The organism is Paraconexibacter sp. (assembly GCF_041602235.1).
Lineage (GTDB): Bacteria > Actinomycetota > Thermoleophilia > Solirubrobacterales > Solirubrobacteraceae > Paraconexibacter.
Map to the genome: position 1 here is coordinate 1 of NZ_JBFIGP010000021.1, position 17,573 is coordinate 17,573.

The 17,573-nt window shown below is 71.2% G+C and carries 15 protein-coding genes; 5 read left to right on the forward strand and 10 right to left on the reverse strand.

The annotated features are described in order from the left end of the window. Positions 1-319 precede the first annotated feature (319 nt). From ABYE80_RS03095 to ABYE80_RS03140, 10 genes are all read right to left on the reverse strand, one after another. Complete coding sequence (locus ABYE80_RS03095) at positions 320-739, reverse strand: SRPBCC family protein (protein ID WP_372788583.1); 420 nt, start codon at positions 737-739, stop codon at positions 320-322. Positions 740-873: 134 nt separating this feature from the next. Beyond that, on the reverse strand, positions 874-2,325 hold the full coding sequence (locus tag ABYE80_RS03100) for an MlaD family protein (protein ID WP_372788585.1): 1,452 nt from the start codon (positions 2,323-2,325) through the stop codon (positions 874-876). Further along, a complete protein-coding gene (locus ABYE80_RS03105) occupies positions 2,322-3,740 on the reverse strand; it encodes an MlaD family protein (RefSeq protein ID WP_372788586.1) in 1,419 nt (472 codons plus the stop codon). The genes ABYE80_RS03100 and ABYE80_RS03105 overlap by 4 nt, the downstream gene beginning before the upstream one ends. Then, entirely contained in the window at positions 3,737-5,287 is a 1,551-nt protein-coding gene (locus ABYE80_RS03110) for an MlaD family protein (protein WP_372788588.1), read from the reverse strand. The genes ABYE80_RS03105 and ABYE80_RS03110 overlap by 4 nt, the downstream gene beginning before the upstream one ends. After that, a complete protein-coding gene (locus ABYE80_RS03115; protein ID WP_372788589.1) occupies positions 5,284-6,855 on the reverse strand; it encodes an MlaD family protein in 1,572 nt (523 codons plus the stop codon). Before ABYE80_RS03115 ends, ABYE80_RS03110 begins: the two co-directional genes overlap by 4 nt. Further along, entirely contained in the window at positions 6,852-8,420 is a 1,569-nt protein-coding gene (locus ABYE80_RS03120; RefSeq protein WP_372788590.1) for an MlaD family protein, read from the reverse strand. Before ABYE80_RS03120 ends, ABYE80_RS03115 begins: the two co-directional genes overlap by 4 nt. Beyond that, a complete protein-coding gene (locus tag ABYE80_RS03125) occupies positions 8,417-9,724 on the reverse strand; it encodes an MlaD family protein (RefSeq protein ID WP_372788592.1) in 1,308 nt (435 codons plus the stop codon). Before ABYE80_RS03125 ends, ABYE80_RS03120 begins: the two co-directional genes overlap by 4 nt. 145 nt (positions 9,725-9,869) lie before the next feature. Continuing rightward, positions 9,870-10,523, reverse strand: a complete 654-nt coding sequence (locus ABYE80_RS03130; RefSeq protein ID WP_372788593.1) for a TetR/AcrR family transcriptional regulator — start codon at positions 10,521-10,523, stop codon at positions 9,870-9,872. A 68-nt stretch (positions 10,524-10,591) separates the two neighbouring features. Then, a complete protein-coding gene (locus ABYE80_RS03135; protein ID WP_372788595.1) occupies positions 10,592-11,815 on the reverse strand; it encodes a lipid-transfer protein in 1,224 nt (407 codons plus the stop codon). After that, positions 11,812-12,453 carry a TetR/AcrR family transcriptional regulator gene (locus tag ABYE80_RS03140; protein WP_372788597.1) on the reverse strand — a complete coding sequence of 214 codons (642 nt, stop codon included), beginning with the start codon at positions 12,451-12,453 and terminating at the stop codon, positions 11,812-11,814. The genes ABYE80_RS03135 and ABYE80_RS03140 overlap by 4 nt, the downstream gene beginning before the upstream one ends. Before the next feature lie 58 nt (positions 12,454-12,511). On the opposite strand from ABYE80_RS03140, the gene ABYE80_RS03145 reads away from it, so the two are divergent. The 5 genes from ABYE80_RS03145 to ABYE80_RS03165 are packed head-to-tail and all read left to right on the forward strand — an operon-like array spanning position 12,512 to position 17,440. Continuing rightward, positions 12,512-13,780, forward strand: coding sequence for an acyl-CoA dehydrogenase family protein (locus tag ABYE80_RS03145; protein ID WP_372788598.1), 1,269 nt, complete (start codon positions 12,512-12,514; stop codon positions 13,778-13,780). After that, positions 13,777-14,874, forward strand: coding sequence for an acyl-CoA dehydrogenase family protein (locus ABYE80_RS03150; protein WP_372788600.1), 1,098 nt, complete (start codon positions 13,777-13,779; stop codon positions 14,872-14,874). Before ABYE80_RS03145 ends, ABYE80_RS03150 begins: the two co-directional genes overlap by 4 nt. Continuing rightward, a complete protein-coding gene (locus ABYE80_RS03155) occupies positions 14,874-15,653 on the forward strand; it encodes an esterase/lipase family protein (protein ID WP_372788601.1) in 780 nt (259 codons plus the stop codon). Before ABYE80_RS03150 ends, ABYE80_RS03155 begins: the two co-directional genes overlap by 1 nt. Continuing rightward, entirely contained in the window at positions 15,650-16,516 is an 867-nt protein-coding gene (locus tag ABYE80_RS03160) for a MaoC/PaaZ C-terminal domain-containing protein (RefSeq protein ID WP_372788603.1), read from the forward strand. Before ABYE80_RS03155 ends, ABYE80_RS03160 begins: the two co-directional genes overlap by 4 nt. Before the next feature lie 36 nt (positions 16,517-16,552). Further along, on the forward strand, positions 16,553-17,440 hold the full coding sequence (locus tag ABYE80_RS03165) for an SDR family oxidoreductase (RefSeq protein WP_372788605.1): 888 nt from the start codon (positions 16,553-16,555) through the stop codon (positions 17,438-17,440). The last annotated feature ends 133 nt before the right edge of the window (positions 17,441-17,573 follow it).

A 17,573-nucleotide genomic window follows, 5' to 3' on the forward strand; every position in this document is an offset into this window, starting at 1 on the left:
GCGGTGGTCCGACCCGATCGGATCCCTGTCTAGCGCTCCCGAGCATGACGCGATCCTCGACCGTGACTCGCGGTCCTTCATCCGTACGTTTTCCGGCGCGTCACGCGGGCGAACCGCACTCCGGGGTCGGGAAATGCGCGGCGACCACAAGCGCCCGCCGATGCAGACGGCGTGCGTGACCACCGACGGCGCCCGTTCGCGCGGAGAGAGCGGCTGCGCGAACGGGCGCCGAAGGGTGATGCTGGCCCTGGCCGCCCAAGAGCGGAGGGAGCAGGGCCACTCGCCGCGGTCCCACGCGCGACGAAGCTGGTGCGGCGTGCTAGGCGACGAGCGCCTTGAGCTTCTCGACGGATTCGCCGAGCGCCTTGTCGGTCTCCTTGGTGAGCGCGCCGGCCATCGCGCCGAGGGCTGCTCCGCCGAACTCCGACTCGAGATCGAGCTGGGTGCCGTCTCCGTTGGGCGACAGCGTGTAGACGTACTTCATGTGGGTGCCCATCGGGCCCTTGCCCGACAGCCTCAGGGACGTCGGTGCGTCTGCCTCGTCGACCTGCCAGGCGACGTCGCCGGGCATCCCCATGATCTTGACCTTCTCCTTGAAGGTCGCGCCTGCCGTGACGTCAGTCGGCGCGCCGTCGGGGAAGGCGACGTGGGTGACGTTCCACTCACCGTACTTCGAGAAGTCGGTGATGGTCTGCCAGACCGCGTCGGGGGACGCGGCGAACTCGATGGTCTTGTTCACGCTGGGCATTCGAGCCTCCTGGTTCGGTGGTTCGCCGGGGGTCGTCCGCGGCTTGGGGAGGAAGGTAGTGGGTCTGAAAGAAACAGTCAAGTCTGTATGTATATACGGCCGGGAGGTGTGTCCACCCCGAGGCGCTACTTCCGCGGCGTCTGCGACAGGTAGTCGGCCCGCTCGATCCGGGGCAGCACGCCGACACGCTCCTCCCAGCCGGGGAAGTTCATGCGCCAGCACGACGGGTCGTCGTCCGTCCCGCGCTTCTTGGTCGTGAACTCGCCGCGCCCCGAGTTCTCGCAGTCCCAGCTCGGAAGGATCAACTGCAGTTCGCGGCGCGGGTCGGCGAAGGCAGAGCCGGGGACGTACGCGTTGCCACGGGTCATGGGGAGGCGATCCTGGAAGATCCCCGCCGACTCGATTCCCGCCGGGGAGAACGACGGCAGGTAGTGCTGTCGCCGGCCATCGGGCCCTACGGCGGTGTCGCTGAGCGCCGTGGACGCGTTGAACAGCCCGATCGTGAGGCGTTGGTTGTACTCGAGCCACTCCACGAGCGGATTGAGTTCGCTGAGCAGCGGGAGCGCCGCCTGCAGGACCGGGCGCGTGCCATCGATGATCTGGGCGGTAGCAGGGAGCCCGACGCGGGCCGCCTCGACCAGCGGGTCGAGATCGCGCGCCGCCCGGGCGAGATCCGGGGCGAACCGTGCGAGATCCACCGCCGCCGGGCGCAGTGCGCGGAGGGCGGGACCGAGATCCCGGACGACAGGCTCTGCTGTCCGCGAGAACTGAGCTGCGCGTGCGAGCGTCACGCGCGATTCCCTGAGGAACGTCGGGAGGATGCGCACCGTCTCGCTGAGCCGTCGGCTGCGGCGCGCGGTCTCGCCGAACCCCGACGCGGTCGCGGTCACGAGGGTCCGCAGCGCTCGCTCGTCGGAGCCGATCTGCTCGAACGTCTCGCCTGAACTGCGTACGAGGGCCCGGACCGCCGCCTCGTCGCGCTCGAGGATGCCAAAGAACGTCGCGGCCTCATCGACGACCTCGGGGAGTTGACCGAACGCGTCGTTGGTGGCGTCCTGGGTGCCGTCCACCGCCTTCCCCAGTTCCTGCTGCCAGGTCCGGAAGGCGTTGCGCGTGGGCTCATCGAGCGCGGAGAAGATCTCGTCGAGCTGGACCGTGTCCTGGACCTGTCCGTCGGGTAGGCGGCCGTACTCCTCGAGGCGCGGACTTCCCGGGGATCCCGGCGTCAGCGCGACGTAGGTCTCACCGAGCAGGGTCTTCTGGCGCAGTATCGCGCGGGTGTCCCTGGCGATGGGTGCGTACGCAGCGTCCATCTCGATCGTCACCAGCGTGCGGTTGCCGTCCGGCGCCACCTCCTTCTCGCGGACCTTGCCGACCGGGACGCCCGAGATGCGAACGTCCGCCTCGACACCCAGCTGAGCTGCTTCCGGGAACGCCACCTGCACCCGGTAGCCCTTCGGGGCGAGTGGGGAGGGGCCACCGAAGGCGGTCCACAGGTACAGGAGGAGCCCGAAGCAGGACAGCGCGAACAGGACCATCGTCGCGATCTGGCCGGGACCCGGGGCCTGCTTGTTCATCGCCTCGAGCCTCCGGCGCTCGTGGTTCGTTGCAGGCGACCCCCGCGCAGCCGGCGGGCGAACGCCGACGATCCTTCGGCCGAGGGTCCGCAGACCCGAGGATCGCTGAACACACCCTCGAGACCACCGAGCACCGTGCCGAGGAGCGGGTCGCCGACGCCCATGCCTTCCGCGAGCGCGGCGAATGCCGCGCAGTTGCCCTGCTGCGCAAGGGGTCGGAATGGCCCACCGGCATCGGCGGTCGTGAAGATCAGCAGGCCGTTGTGGGTTGTCCACGCAAGCCAGAACAAGAAGCCCTCGTCGCGATTGGCATCCTGTGGCCCCTCGCGACCGTCGCGGTTGTATCCGAGCATGTTGAAGAAGCGGTTCAGCAGGACGCCGGTACTGGTCGCCGGCGCAGCGGCGCGCTCCAGTTGCTCGGCCGGGGCGGCGAGGTCGCGGATCAGCGGACGAGCCGCGCGCGTGAAGGGCCTGACGTCGCGACGTAGCACTGGCGTCGACTGCTCCGAGAGTGTGGTGACGGCACGTGCCGCTTGGGGCAGACGGGCCAGCGCCGGCGTCAATGACCGCGCCGCCGGCCCGAGTTCGTCGCTGAAGCCCACGAGCGCGTCGAGCGTGCGCCGCGTCTCCCGCAGCGCCCCGGGCAGCCCGGCGACCCCGCGGGAGACCGCCTGCTCCTGGTCCGCGAAGGCATCCAGCGCCCGTGCTGATGACGAGACCATCTCCGACAGCTGCCCCTCTCGTCCCGACAGCTCGCCCGTCAGGGTCCGCAGCGATCGCACGAGGCGTGTCAGCGACGCCCGGCGACGCGCGACGGCGCCGCTGACACGGGCCAGGTCGCGGTGGGTCGGCTCGAAGCGCCGCAGCACCTCCCGGAGCTCGTCCCCGCGGCTCTCGAGCCCCTGCGCGCCGGCCCCGACGAGCTGCTGGAGGTACTCCCGGGTGTCGGTGTCGAGCATCTGGGTGATCTCGTCGAGGTTCACGTCCGGCTGCGCCTGCCCGACCGGCATCACCCAGTTGCGAGGCACCCGCGGAGCCGTGTCGCTGCCCGGTGAGAGGTCGAGGTACATGTCCTTCAGGCCGGTGCGCGGACGAAGGAGCGCCGTTGCGTCGACACGGATGACCTCGGCCACGTCCGGGTCGATGTCCATCCAGACGATCGCCCGCCCGTCACGAAGTTCGACGTCGGCGATGTCGCCGATCCGCACGCCGCTGACCTGCACGGTCTGACCCTGGCCGGGCGTGACGGCCTGGGCGGTCTGGAACTCGGCGCCGATCCGGTAGGGCGCCGGTTCGAAGAACGGGAAGCGCACCCGCTGGTTGTCCAGGACCGTGACTCCCACGACGGTAGCGATCATCGCCAGCACCGCGATCGCGATCGTCGGGCGGAGTTGGCGGCGCAGACGCGTGCTCATGGCAGATTCCCGAGGGTCGCGTCGATCTCGGAGCGCTGCAGGGGTGTCTCACGGAGCCGCAGGTCCCCGGCAAGCCCCCGGCGGTTGAGATCTCGCTTCAGGAAGCGGCGCGCCACCTCCTGCCCACGACGTGCGAGCGCGGTCGCGGCCGGCGACGTGGTGTTCACGCGGAATCCGGCGGGCGCGGGCGCTGGGGTCGAACGGAGGTCGGGCTGCTGCTGCGTCTCGCACGCCACGTCGGGCCGGAACGGTGGGATCCCGCGCGCGGGGACCCCCGGGTTCGCGCCGGCGAGCGGACGCGAGGTGAGGAGGGTCTGGCCGTTCGGAGCCGGGTACGCGTAGTTGCCGCCGGTGAAGAGCGCGCGGATCCATTGCCCGTTGGCGTCCTGGGAGCGGCTCTCCCCCGCCAGTCCCGGAAGCGCCTTGGCGAACTCCTGATAAACCGGGCCGGAGGCGGGGAACTGAGCGTCCTCCACCTCGTCCTTCAGTGTCGGCATCACGACCTCGTTCTGGCAGGACGACGCGGCGCGAACCTGGTGAAGCAGCGCCGGTGTGTCGCGCAGCACCCGGGCCAGACGCGGGACCGCGGGCTCCAGGTCGGAGAGCAGGCCCCCGAGTTCCGGCTCGGACAGCAGCCCCGCGAGCTGTCCGACGAACGGTCGGGCGGCGCGCAGCGACGGCGTGAGGGCGCGGACACCCGGCAGGGCGGTTCGCGCGAGGTTCCGCGTGGGGGGCAGCGCAAGGTTGATGGCGTTCAGCGCGGGTTGTGCGCTGCGGACCAGCGCCGGGGCCTCCTCGAGCGCCGCGTCGAGGGCGCGCGACTCTCGCGAGAACGCCCCAGCGGTGGTGCGCAGGTCGCGGATCGCCGCACGGAGGGCGGCCGGGTCGCGATCGAGCGCGGCCGCGACCGCGCCCCCGTCGCGCAGGAAGGCCGACAGGTCTCGTCCGGAGCCGCGGAAGGCGTCGGCGACGACCGCCGAGTCGCGGTAGGCCGGCTCCCACGAGGGGATGGAGCGACGAAAGCCACGGGCGCCCGGTCCCCGAAGGGCCGTGTCCACCTCGGCGAGCAGACGCCTCAGGGAACGGCGGGTATCGAGCTCCAGCGTGCTGGTCACCTGGGAGAAGGTCACCAGCGATGAGGTCTGGGCGACCGGGATCGTGTCCCCGTCCCGGACCTTCGGGGCGCTCGGGGAGCCCGGATTCAGGTCGATGAAGAAGTTGCCCTCCAGGAAGATCCTCGGCCTGATGGACAGGTGCGCGTCGAGATGGATGGGCTGGCCGGCGTCGTCGACGCGGATGGTGACGCGGGCAGTCGTAGAGCCTCCGGAGACCGCCTCGACGCTTCGTACCTTGCCGACATCGATCCCCGCGATACGTACCGGACTCCCCGTCTTGATGTCGTGGGCGTCGCGGAACACCGCATGCACCTCGAAGTGCCTTGCGGGTGGCCGTGCGCCGAACACGTAGGCGATGAACGTCGCCGCGAGAAGCAGGGCGAGGAGGCCCGCTGCGAAGGCCGAGATCGCCCGTGGCTGGTTGCGCCTCACTTGCCCTCCGATGCGTCTGGGAAGGCCTTGCCGCCGGGATGGCGACGCCCCGTCTGCCCCGCCGGCAGGCGGGCCGGACCGAGGCCGATCCCTCGTCCGAAGCTGTCGTAGCGCTTGTAGGTCGGTCCGTCGCCCGCACCGCCGGGTGGTGAGTGGGCGTCCAGGACGGCACGTCGGTAGTACCTGTCGGGTGTGTCGTCGTTGGCGTTTCCGGAGTGGAGATACCCCTGCTGGCCGAGCTCGCAGTCCGCCCGACCGTCCTTCTCGATCGCCTGGGAGAAAGCGTCGGCGTGGAGGTGCTGCGGGGAGGTGCCGGGGAGGCTGCCACGGCCCGTCGCGACCTCGTTGGCGCCCATCACGCCGACCCCGTCGTCCTGGGGGAATGCGATCTCGGGCATGCCCAGCTGCGCGGTGCCGTTGGGGCTGCGAGAGCTGATGACGTCGGTCACGAAGGTGGTCCACAGGTTGACGACGTTGCAGACGGTCACGTGCGGCCCGTAGAACCGCAGCTGGGTCTGGAGGCTCCGGGTGGTGGTCGTCAGCCCGCGGAGCGCCCCCGTGCTCAGGGGGTCGCCGGCGAGCCTCCCCGCGGCTCGCAGCGTGCCTTGCAGTTCGTCGCCGAGCGTGGCGCTGCGGCGCAGCGGCCCTGCGGAGGTCTCCAGCGCCTCGTTGACGGTCGGAAGCGCGCGGCGCAGGGTCCTCGCGGTGGCCCGCAGGTCATCGACGAGCAGGGCGGCCCGCTCGACGACGGGGCGGACCGTCCGGAGGTCCGGGGTTCCCTGGGTCACGGTGCGCGCGACCTCCGCGATGGTGTCCTGGTAGGCGCCGTGGTCGGCGCTCAGCGCGGCGAACGTCGCTGCGACGCTCGCCAGGGCGTCGGCCTGCGCAGCGGCGACCGGGGCCAGGGCGGCGGTGACGGTCGCGGTCGCCCGCACCGCCCGGTCCAGGCGCGTGGACGGTGCGGCGAGCGCAGCCATCACGGGCTGCAGGCTGCCGAGAAGATCCGGGAGCCGCGAGACCGTCGCGTTGAGCGCCGGGCCGCGGTCGGCGAGCGCGCCCCCGATACCGCGCAGCACGCGCCGCTGCCCTGCGCGGGTCGGGGCGTCGAAGGCGCTGAGGATGTCGTCGAGCTCTACCGGCAGCCGGATGTGATCGGGATGCACGACAGCGCCCTCAGCGAACTTCCGAGGCGAGCGGCCACGGTTCAGCTCGATGTACTTGCCACCGATCGCGCCTTTCAGCCGAACCGCGAATGTGCTGTCAGCGGGGATCTCGCCTGCCGACCTGTCGATCTTCAGAACGGCCTCGGCGCCTGCTCTGCCGTCCGGAAGCCGGCCTAGCCGTACCTTCTCGACAACGCCGATCCGGTGGCCGCCCTCCCTGATCTCCGAGTCGGGTCCCACCGTCACGCCGTTCTCGAGCTGGAGCACGACCCGGGTGCTCGGCACGAACGGCAGGCCGTTGTTCGCGTTGTAGGTGATGTAGACGGCGACGACCGCGACGAGGATCGCGATCGCGCCGACCAGGACCGGATTGCTGACGATGCTGGTGGCCGGGCGGCGCGTCATGGCGACAGCAGGTAGTCGAGGAGGTCGGTGCTGGTCGTCCCGTTCGTCCGGCCGACCTCCGCCGTCGCGCCGTTCAGGCCGGGCAGCAGCTTCTCCGGGAGGATGCCCTGCAGGATGCCGCCGAGATCGATCGTGGGGGACGGTGCAGGCGCAGGCCCACGCGAGTCGTCGGGCGGTGCGACGGGCTGCCCGGGGCGGTCCGGAGCCCGTGACGGGGCTGGCCTACGTTCGAGCCGCCGGGGTCCGTCCGATCCTCGCGTCTCGCCGGTGGGCTTGGTCGGGTCGGGTGTCGTGACCCCGGGCTGGTTCGGTCCGAGGGCGGCAGCGCACTCCGGCGCCAGCGTGGGGTCTGCCGCGAGGTCCTCCGGAGTGCGGTACTGCGCACACCTGCTGGAGAACAGGGCCGCGTTGAGGATGTGGGACGACGCGTCGAAGCTGTTGATCGTCGTGCCCTGATAGACGATGTAGCGCAGGAGCCCCTCGAATCCCGTGAAGCCCTTGCCTCCCGGAGAACGCGGATCGTTCTCGACAGCGTTGTCGCGGTCGTCGAGGTGGTCGAGCATGATGGCGAGGGTCGTGAAGATCTCGGGCAGCCGCTTGGTGCTCGATCGCAGAAGCTGTACCTGGGCGCGGGTCGGCGCGATGATCGGCCGGCCGGAGCGTGCTGCGCGGCCCAGCGCGGCCAGCGCCGGCCGGGCACCGTCACCGACGGGGGGCAGCGCGCGGAGCGTGCGCTCCACCTCAGCAGCGCTCAGACGCGTGTCGCGCAGGGCGGGCGTCCCGGCGCGCGCCAGGTCACCGAGGGCCAGCATCGTCGGGCGCAGTTCGGACAGGAAGCCGGGGGTCGCGCCCAGCGCCCTCCGGAGCTCCGGTGCTCGCTGCGCCGTGGCGGTGGCGATCCGGGCCGTCTCGTCGACGAACCGTCCGACGTCCCGTTTCCGTGCTGCCAGAGCGGCGAGCACCGTGTCGGCATCACGCGTCAGGGTGTCCAGGGCGCGCTGTTCGCGGGAGAGCACGGCGAGCACGCGGTCGGTCTCGCGCAGCGCGGGCACCGCGCGCCGGATCGCCTGGTTCAGGCGGTCGCCGTTACCGGCGACACCGGCGCCGAGTGACGTGATGATGAGCCGAAGCCGTTCGGCGTACGGTCGGCGCAGCACGTTCGTCACCAGGTCGGGTGGGATGGTCGACGTGGTGCGCTCGACTCCGATCCTGCTCCCAGGGGGCAAGGGCCGCGGCGCGGTGCCGGGATCACAGTCCAGGAAGTACTCCCCCAGCAGCGACTGCGGGCGTACGTCGCAGCGCACGTCGGTCCGGAAGGCCCCGGCCTCCGGTACGTCGATCCGGACGTCCGCGAGGGCGTGACGGGTGCGCCGATCCAGCCGGACCTGCTCGATGACGCCGGCCCGTACGCCCGCGATCTTGAAGTCGCCGCCGTCGACCAGCCCTGTGCCGGTGTCGAGTTCGACGGTGTAGCGGATCCCGCCGGGAGGGCCCGACGAGCCACCGGCGGCGAGCGTGGCCGCGAGCGCGAGGGCGGCGATCGGGATGAGGAGCAGGCGTCTCATCGTCCGCGTGGCACCTGGGAGAGGTCGCAGTTGAAGTCCGGCGTGGGCTTGTAGGCGGTGCCCCGCTCGGCCGCGCCGGGGCAGCGGTTGCGCTGGTCGAGCTGCGCGATGCTCGAGAAGGCGGCGGCGCGTAGCTCGGGCGGGATGTACGTGAGGGCGCCGTTGACGGTGGTGAACGCCGACGTGTGGAAGGCGATGCGACCGCTGCCGCCGAGGGCGTCGTAGATGCCGCTGTTGGCGAAGTCGTCGAACCACCCGACGAGATCGACACCGTAGGGGCGCAGGAACGCCGCGGGTTCGACCGCTCCGCGAAGCGCGCGTGCCGTCGCGGGCAGTGCGGCCTCGCGGTCCTTGCCGTTGACGGCGGTGGTCCGGACGGCTGCGTCGCGAGCTGGTCCGGCCAGGCGCAGCACGTCTCCGAGGTCGTTCGCGGCGCCCGTGGAGCGGGAGATCCGCGACAGCCGCCGCAGCGTGGGACGCGCACCGGTGGCGAGCCGGCGGAGGTCGTCGGACAGCGGGGCGAGCTGGCGCGCGGCGGGGCCGGTCTCGCGCACGAACGGCTCGAGGTCGTCCAGGGCCCCGCGCACGTTCACGAACGTCGTGTTGGCTCGGCGGAGGGTCTTGGGGAGCTCCTCGATGGTGTCGCCGAGGTCGTTGCGGCGGTCGCGGATCACGCTCGTCACGTCCGCGAGCTCGCGTACGAGCGGGGCGAGGACGTCCGACTGCGAGGCGACGTCGGTGGAGAAGCGCGCGGACGCCACGAGGAAGCGGTCGAGGGCGGCGGCGTCACGGGTGAGCTCGTCCAGCAGCCGGTTCGACGCGGCGAGCGCGGGGTTGAGGTACAGCAGGCCGGCCCGTGCAGCGGCGCTCTTGCCCTTCCACTGCCGCGCGGAGCCCCGGATCACACCGGAGAGCGCGCGGCGGGTACGCGGGTCGAAGGTGTTGAAGACCTGGTCGAGATCGACGGTGGCCAGCGTGGCCGAGGCCGGGATCACGCCGCCGTCGGGGATCGGCGCGTTGGCGTCGGGCGCCAGCCGCAGGTCGATGTAGCGGTTGGCGACCCCCGCCAGCGACTGCTGCCGGATGAGCGCCTGCGTGCCGCGGCGGAGGGGGACGCGCCGGTCGTCGTCGATGCGAATGCGCACCTCGGCCTGGCCGTTGGGCGCGAGCGCGATGCGTTCGACGGATCCGATCCGCACGCCCGCGGTCCGAACCTCGTTGCCCTTCACGAGTTGACTGGCGGTATCGAACCGCAGCGCGACGCGGTACGAGCCGTTGTGGCCGAGCAGGACAATGGCTGCCACGCAGAGCGCGACGACGCTTGTGCCGACCACGGCGGCGCGGGAGACTTGATGCGACAGAGCCATCAGGCCGTACCAACATACAGTCCGGCCTGTATGAAAAGCAACACCCAAGGTCCGCCGCTTCCGGCTTCACATGGTCGCGACGTCAGTTCGCGGAGGACAGGGGGTCGTGCTCGGCGAGCATCGCAAGGATGCGCTTGCGCGCGGCCTTCCAGCGTTTCTCGACGGCCTTCGGGTCGTTGCCGGCCGAGAGGAGCAGCGCGAGCCCGCGCATCGTCGCGAGCGCGGTCTCGAGGTCCTCGGCGAACGCCCGGTTGCGGGCTACCGGCCCGAAGAGCAACTCCGCTCCCTCCCAGATCTGAGCGGTCACCTGGCGGTCGACGCCCCGCACGGCCTCTGCCAGTTCAGCGTCCGTCCGCGCCGCGACCCACAGCTCGAGGGCGGCTTGGAAGAGGGGTCCCGCGTGCGAGCGCCACAGCAGGTCGAGGACGCCCTCGACGCGCTTGGCCCCATGGGGGAGGTCGGCGATCTCGGCGGCCATCTCGACTCGTCGCCGGTGGGAGAGGTGCTGCACGGCCTGGGCGACCAGCTCGCCCTTGGTCGGGAAGTGGTGCACCTGTGCGCCGCGAGAGACACCCGCGCGCTCGACCACCCGCGTCGTCGTGACGCCGTTGTAGCCGTACTCGATCAGGCAGTCGACCGTGGCATCGAGCAGCGCCGACCGGGTCGCCTCGCGCCGCTCCCCTTGGGTGCGGCGGGGCTTCTTCGTCGAGCGGACGGTCTCGTCGGTGCTGGCCACGCTGCGAGGATACCCGCGGGGTCCGACAAACAGGCAGGCCTGATTGTCGAATCCCGCGGGCCGCCTGGTCAGACCGTCGCGCTGGCGGGGCGGTACATCGTCACGACGACGGCGCCGCCGATGCCGATGTTGTGCTGCAGCGCGACCTTCGCACCGTCGACCTGGCGCTCGTCGGCAGCGCCGCGCAGCTGCCAGGTGAGCTCGGCGCACTGCGCGAGCCCGGTGGCGCCCAGCGGGTGTCCCTTGGAGATGAGGCCGCCGGAGGGGTTGACCACGGGGCCGTCGCCCCCGTAGGTCGTCGCCTGCTTGCGGACGAGGAGGTGGCCCTCGCCCTCGGGGGCGATGCCGAGCCCCTCGTAGGTGACGAGCTCGTTGGCGCTGAAGCAGTCGTGCAACTCGATGACGTCGACCTCCTCGGCCCCGACCCCGGCCTGCTCGTAGACCTGCTCCGCGGCCTTCTTGGTCATCTTGGCGCCGATCGCGCTGATCGCCGACTTGTCGTCGAACGTCGAGGTCATGTCGGTCACCATCGCCTGCCCGACGATCTCCACGGCCTTGTCCCACAGTCCGTGCTGCTCGACGAACCGCTCGCTGGCGAGGATCGCCGCACCCGACCCGTCGCTCGTCGGCGAGCACTGCAGCTTGGTGAGCATGTGGTAGATCTGCGGCGCGTTCTTGATCTCGTCCAGCGAATAGTCGGTCTGGAACTGCGCGTAGGGGTTGTTGCGCGAGTGGTGGTGGTTCTTCCAGCCGATCCAGGCGAAGTCGTCGTACTCCGAGCCGTACTTCTCCATGTGCTCGCGGCCCGCCATGCCGAACATCTGGGCGGCGGGGGGTGCGGCCTCGGGCTCGTAGATGTCGAACAGCACGCCGAAGTGGCGACCGGTGGGCTGCTCACGGTCCATGAACGTCGCGCCCAGCGAGCCCTTCTGCATCTTCTCGAAGCCCAGGGCCAGCGCGCAGTCCACGAGCCCGCCGCGGATCGCGCGGGCGGCGCCGTAGAGCGCGGTGGAGCCGGTCGAGCAGTTGTTGTTGACGTTGGTCACCGGGATACCGGTTGTGCCGAGCTCGTAGACGGCGCGCTGGCCGGAGGTCGACTCGCCGTAGACGTAGCCGGCGAAGGCCTCCTCGACGAGTTCGAACGGGATGCCGGCGTCCTCGAGCGCCTTGGTGCCGGCCTCCTTGGCCATGTCCGGGTAGTCCCAGTTGCGGCTGCCGGGCTTCTCGAACTTCGTCATGCCGACGCCGACGACGAAGACGCGTGCGCCCTTGCCGTTTCCGTTGCTGGTCACGGTGCTGTGCTCCTTGATGGTTGTTCGGTGGTGGGGAAGAGGGTCTGGAGATGGTCGCGGTGGCGCAGCCACTCGCGTTCGGCCTGCGACGGGTCGTCCCCGGCGAGGTTGGCCATCAGCGCGGTTCCGCGGATCGTCGCGAGCGCGAGGTCGAGGGCCCGGGCGAACCTCGGCTCCTCGGGGTCCGAGCCGAACAGCGCCGCGCTGTAGAAGCGGATGCCACGGATCAGGTCGGACTCGGTCTCGGCGAGCGCCTGGCGCAGCTCGGTGTCGGTGCGGGCCGCCACCCACAGCTCCATCGCGGCCTCGAAGAGGGGTCCGCGGTGACTGTGCCACAGGACCTCCAGGGCGACCCGCACCCGTTCGGCCGGGTTGCTGGGTAGGTCGCCGAGCTCGCGCAGCAGCTGCTCGGCGCGGCATCCGGCGACGTGCTGGATCGCGGCGGCGACGAGGTCGGCCTTGGTCGGGAAGTGGTGGGCCTGTGCCCCGCGTGAGACGCCGGCGAGCTCGGCGATGAGCGGTGTCGTGGTGCCGGCGTAGCCGTGCTGGGCCAGGGCGGTGACGGTCGCGTCGAGGATCGCGCCGCGGGTCTCGCTGCGGCGCTGCTCCTGGGTCCTGTGGTGCGTGGCAGGGGTCATCGGCTCGGCCGAAAACTAACCCTTGCAAAAGAAACAGTCAAGTCTGTATGTTTATTACATGGACCTGAGAGACACACCCGAGCAGGCCGCCTTCCGCGCGAAGGTGCGAGCCTGGATCGAGGATCACCGCCACGAGGCGCCGCCGATGGTCGCCGGCATGCACACCGACGATCCGCGTCCGTTCCGCGCCTGGCAGTCCAAGCTCGCCAAGGCCGGCCTCGTCGGCGTGACCTGGCCGCAGGAGTACGGCGGCGCCGGGCTGACCCCGATCGAGGAGGTGATCGTCTCGGCCGAGCTGCGCAAGGCCGGCTGCCCGGGCATCATCGACCACATCGCGGTCGGCGACTGCGGGCCGACGATCATCGCCTTCGGGACCGATGAGCAGAAGGCCCGGCACCTCGGCCCGCTCCTGCACGGGGACGAGGGCTGGTGTCAGCTGTTCTCCGAACCTGGTGCCGGGTCGGACCTCGCCGGGGTCGCCACGCGCGCCAAGCGCACCGAGGACGGCTGGGTCGTCAACGGCCAGAAGGTCTGGACGACGCTGGCCCAGTTCGCCGACTGGGGCCTGCTGCTGGCCCGCACCGACCCCGACGTCCCCAAGCACGCCGGCCTGTCGATGTTCCTCATCGACATGCACGCGCCCGGCGTCACGGTCCGGCCGCTGCGCCAGATCTCCGGCGGCTCGCACTTCAACGAGGTCTTCTTCGACGACGTCGAGCTCCCCGAGTCCGCGCTGCTGGGGCCCCAGGACGGGGGCTGGGGCGTCGCGATGACCACGCTCATGTTCGAGCGGATGACGCTGCTGGCCGCCTTCGAGCAGCTCGGCTGGAGCGCCGAGTCGATGGTCGAGCCGATGCTCGGCCACGAGCGGCTGCAGGACGGCGACGTGCGCCAGCGCATCGCCGAGGTCACGTGCGACCTGCTGTCGATGCGCTACGCCGGGTATCGAGCTCTCACCGCATTGGCTCGCGGCGAGATCCCCGGGCTGGAATCCGGCCTGGGCAAGATCGGGCTGATCGAGGCCGGCCGCAAGGGCTCGGGCCTGATCGCCGAGGTCCTGGGCCCGGATGCCCTGGAGGGCGACGCCGGCCACTTCGCCGCCGAGATGCCGGGCCTGCGCTCCGGCGGAGGCACGAACGAGATCCTCGGCAACACGCTCGGCGAGCGCGTCCTCGGCCTGCCGGCCGAGCCGCGGATCGACAAGACGGTCCCCTTCTCCGAACTGTCCAGCAACGGCGCCGCGCGCGCATCCGGGAGCGCTGCCGAAGGCCGCGCTTCGAACTCAGAACGCGAGGCCGGACGTCTCGCGGAGGTGACACCATCATGAACTTCGGGCTCTCCGACGAGCAGCAGATGCTCCGCGAGGCGGCAGCCGACGCCCTCTCGCGCGTCAACTACGTGGAGGAGGCGCGGACCGCGCTGGACGGCGAGCAGCTCCCCGACCTGTGGCCGGTCGCCGTCGAGGCCGGCTGGACAGGGCTCCTGATCGGCGAGGATCACGGCGGCGCCGGACTCGACGCCTTCGACGCGATGCTCGTGGCCGAGGAGTGCGGCAAGCGCCTCACCAGCGCCGGGCTCTACGGCCACCTGATGGCGACGCTGGTCCTCGACGGTGCCGATGCCGCGGGACTCGAGGCGCTCGCCGGCGGCGAACGTCGCGCAGCCTTCCTCGCCGCCGCCCCGCCTGCTGGGGGCGGCGGGTGGACCGAGGCCCTCACCCTCGGCGCCGACGGCACCGTCTGCGGCGAGGCCCGCTTCCAGCTCGACGTCGCCGGGGCCGACCTCATCGTCGCCGTCGCGACCGACGCGCAGGGCGACCCGCACGGGGTGCTGCTGGACCCGGCCGCCGTCGAGGTGCAGCGCCTGATCCGCTACGACGGGTCGCGCCCGCTCGGGCACGTGCGCGCTGAGGGAGCGCCCTGCGAGGTGCTGACATCGGACGGCGGCCTGCTGGCACGAGCCTGGCACCTCGGGCAGGGCCTGTTGGCCGCCGACGCCCTGGGCGTCTGTCAGGCCGTGCTGGACCTCGGCGTCGCCTACGCCAAGGACCGTCACACGTTCGGGCGTCCGATCGGCTCCTACCAGGCCGTCAAGCACCAGCTCGTGGAGATCCTGCGCCACGTCGACACGATTCGCAACCTCACCTACTACGCCGGCTACGCCGCACAGGAGGCCCCGCAGGAGCTCGCGCTGGCGGCCGCGTCGGCGCGATTCACCGGCGAGCACGGAGCCGACTACGCGACGCGCACCTGCATCGCAGTGCACGGCGGCATCGGGGCGACCTGGGAGCACGACGCTCCGTTCTACTGGCGGCGCTCGCATCTCTCCCGGCTGCTGCTCGGCGGGGTGACCGGGGCGGGTGACCGCGTGGCGGGCGAGATCATCGCGTCCGCCCAGCGCCAGGTGACCGCCAACGCCTGATGCGGACCGGACCGAGCATCCTGCGGGAGGCGCTGACGCCGCTGCAGTACCTGGAGTTGCGGCGCAGCCCGGTGCTCGACGGCGCCGGCGTTCCCGCGGGACGGGGCTCCGCAGTGGTGCTGGTGCCCGGGTTCATGTGCAGCGATCGGCTGCTGGCCCCGATGCGCGGCTGGCTGCGGCGCGTCGGGTACCGCAGCCACGGTGCGGGGATCGGTCGCAACACCGGATGTGCCGAGCACGAGGTCGGCCGCTTGCAGCGAAGCGTCGAGCGGCTCGTGGAGACCGAGGGGAGGCCGGTGTCCCTCCTGGGCTACAGCCGCGGCGGCAGCTTCGTCCGGGTCCTCGCCGCTCGCAGACCCGAGCTCGTGAACGGCATCGTCACGCTCGGCACCCCGTCGCTGGACCCGCGCTGCGTCCATCTCGCGGTGGCCGGTCCGACGATCGCGATCACCGCGCTAGGGTCGCTCGGCGTGCCCGGCCTCCTGCGGCTGCAGTGCTTCACCGGGGCCTGCTGCGCGGAGTTCCGTGAGGACCTGCAGCGACCGCTGGAGCCGTCGGTCGGCTACGTGGCGATCCGCAGCGACCGCGACGGCGTCGTCGATCACCGCTACACGCCCGACGCCGGCGCCCAGCACGTCGAGGTCGACAGCACCCACGCGGGCTATCTCGCCAACCCGCGGGTCCTGCTCGCGGTCGCGCACGCGCTGCGTTCGTTCGGCGAGCCATCCACACCTTCCACCACCACGACCACCAAGCGAGCACGAGGAGCACGCGCATGAGCACCACCACGGAAGGCTTCAAGACCGAGCTGATCGGCGTCACGACCGATCCCTTCGTCTGGGAAGTCACGCAGGAGAACGTCGCCCGCTACGCGGCGGCAACCAACGACACGATCGCCCCGCACGCGTCGGGCGATCTCGCCCCGCCCGTGTACGCGATCGTCCCCGCGTTCCAGGCGCTCGGTCCGACGATGGCCGAGGTCATCCCGCCCGAGCTGATCATGATGGGCGTGCACGGGGAGCAGGACTTCCGCTTCCACAAGCCGATCGTCCCCGGCATGACGCTCACGACCACCGCCCACGCGGCCGGCGTCACCCAGAAGTCCTCGGGCGTGACCGTGCTCGTGAAGGGTGAGACCCGCGACCAGGACGGCGACCTCGTGGTCGAGCAGTACATGACCTCCTTCGTGCGCCGCGCCGAGGGGGCGACCGACGCCGGGCAGGAGCCGCCGGACCACACGTTCCCGGAGGAGCTGCGCGACAGCGATCCCGTGGCGGTCGTCGAGCAGTCCTTCGACGCGGACCAGACGTTCCGCTACTCCGAGGCCTCGGGCGACCTGGTCCCGATCCACCTCGACGACGACGTGGCCAAGGCGGTCGGCCTACCGGGCATCATCATCCACGGCCTCTGCACGATGGCCTTCGTCTCGCGCGTGGTGATCGAGGCGACGTGCCCGGAGGATCCGACTCGCCTCAAGCGGCTCGCGGTCCAGTTCTCGAAGATCGTGCTGCCGTCCAACGCCATCACCACGTCGGTGTGGAAGGGCGGTGAGGCCGACGGTCGCGACGTCTTTCACTTCGAGACGCTGACCGACGCCGGTGCCGCCTGCATCAAGAACGGCCTCGCCGAGGTCGCGCGCTAGCGCCTTCTTCAACCACGAACCACAAGGAGACCTGACATGGGAGTTCTCGAAGGGCGCGTCTGCGCCATCACGGGCGCGGGCAACGGCATCGGCCGTCAGCACGCGCTGCTGTTCGCGTCCGAGGGCGCGAAGGTCGTCGTCAACGACCTGGGCGGCTCGACCGACGGCACGGGTGCCGATGTGTCGGCGGCGCAGGCCGTCGTCGACGAGATCGTCGCCGCCGGCGGCGAGGCCGTCGCCAACACCAGCGACATCGCGACGTGGGACGGCGCCAAGTCGCTGATCGACCAGGCCGTGGACACCTACGGCCAGCTCGACGTGCTCGTCAACAACGCGGGCATCCTGCGCGACGGGTTCATCCACCAGATCGACGAGCAGGCGTGGGATCTGGTCGTGAAGGTCCACCTCAAGGGGCACTTCTCGACCCTGCGCCATGCCACCGACCACTGGCGCGCGCGGTCCAAGGCCGGCGAGACGGTCAACGGCGCTGTGATCAACACCGCCTCCGGCTCCGGCACGTTCCTGCCCAACCCCGGGCAGGCCAACTACGGGGCGGCGAAGGCGGCCATCGCGGCGCTGACCCTGGTGGCCTCCAACGAGTTGATCCGCCTGGGCGTCCGCTGCAACGCGATCGCTCCCGTCGCGCGGACGCGGCTCACCGAGGACGTCCCCGGCCCGGTCGGCGCCATGTTCGCCAAGCCCGAGGATCCCGACGCCTTCGACCCGATGGACCCGGCCAACGTCTCGCCGCTCGTCGCGTTCCTGGCGACCGAGGACTGCCCGATCAACGGCAAGATGTTCGCCGTCCAGGGGGGCCAGATCGCTGAGTGCACGGGCTGGGAGGTCCAGGACGGCCTGACCAGCGACGAGCCGTGGACGGTCGCCTCGGTGGCCGCCGGCCTGGGATCGCCGATCACGGCCTAGCGGACATCGCGGGTCGCTCCGCGTCGGGATCACGGACGGGCGTCGGCGCCGAGGGGGGTGTGCCGGCGCCCGTCCGTGTGTCTGGACACCGCCCCCTCACCTACGTCACACGGGCGTCACGTACGTCGCGCAA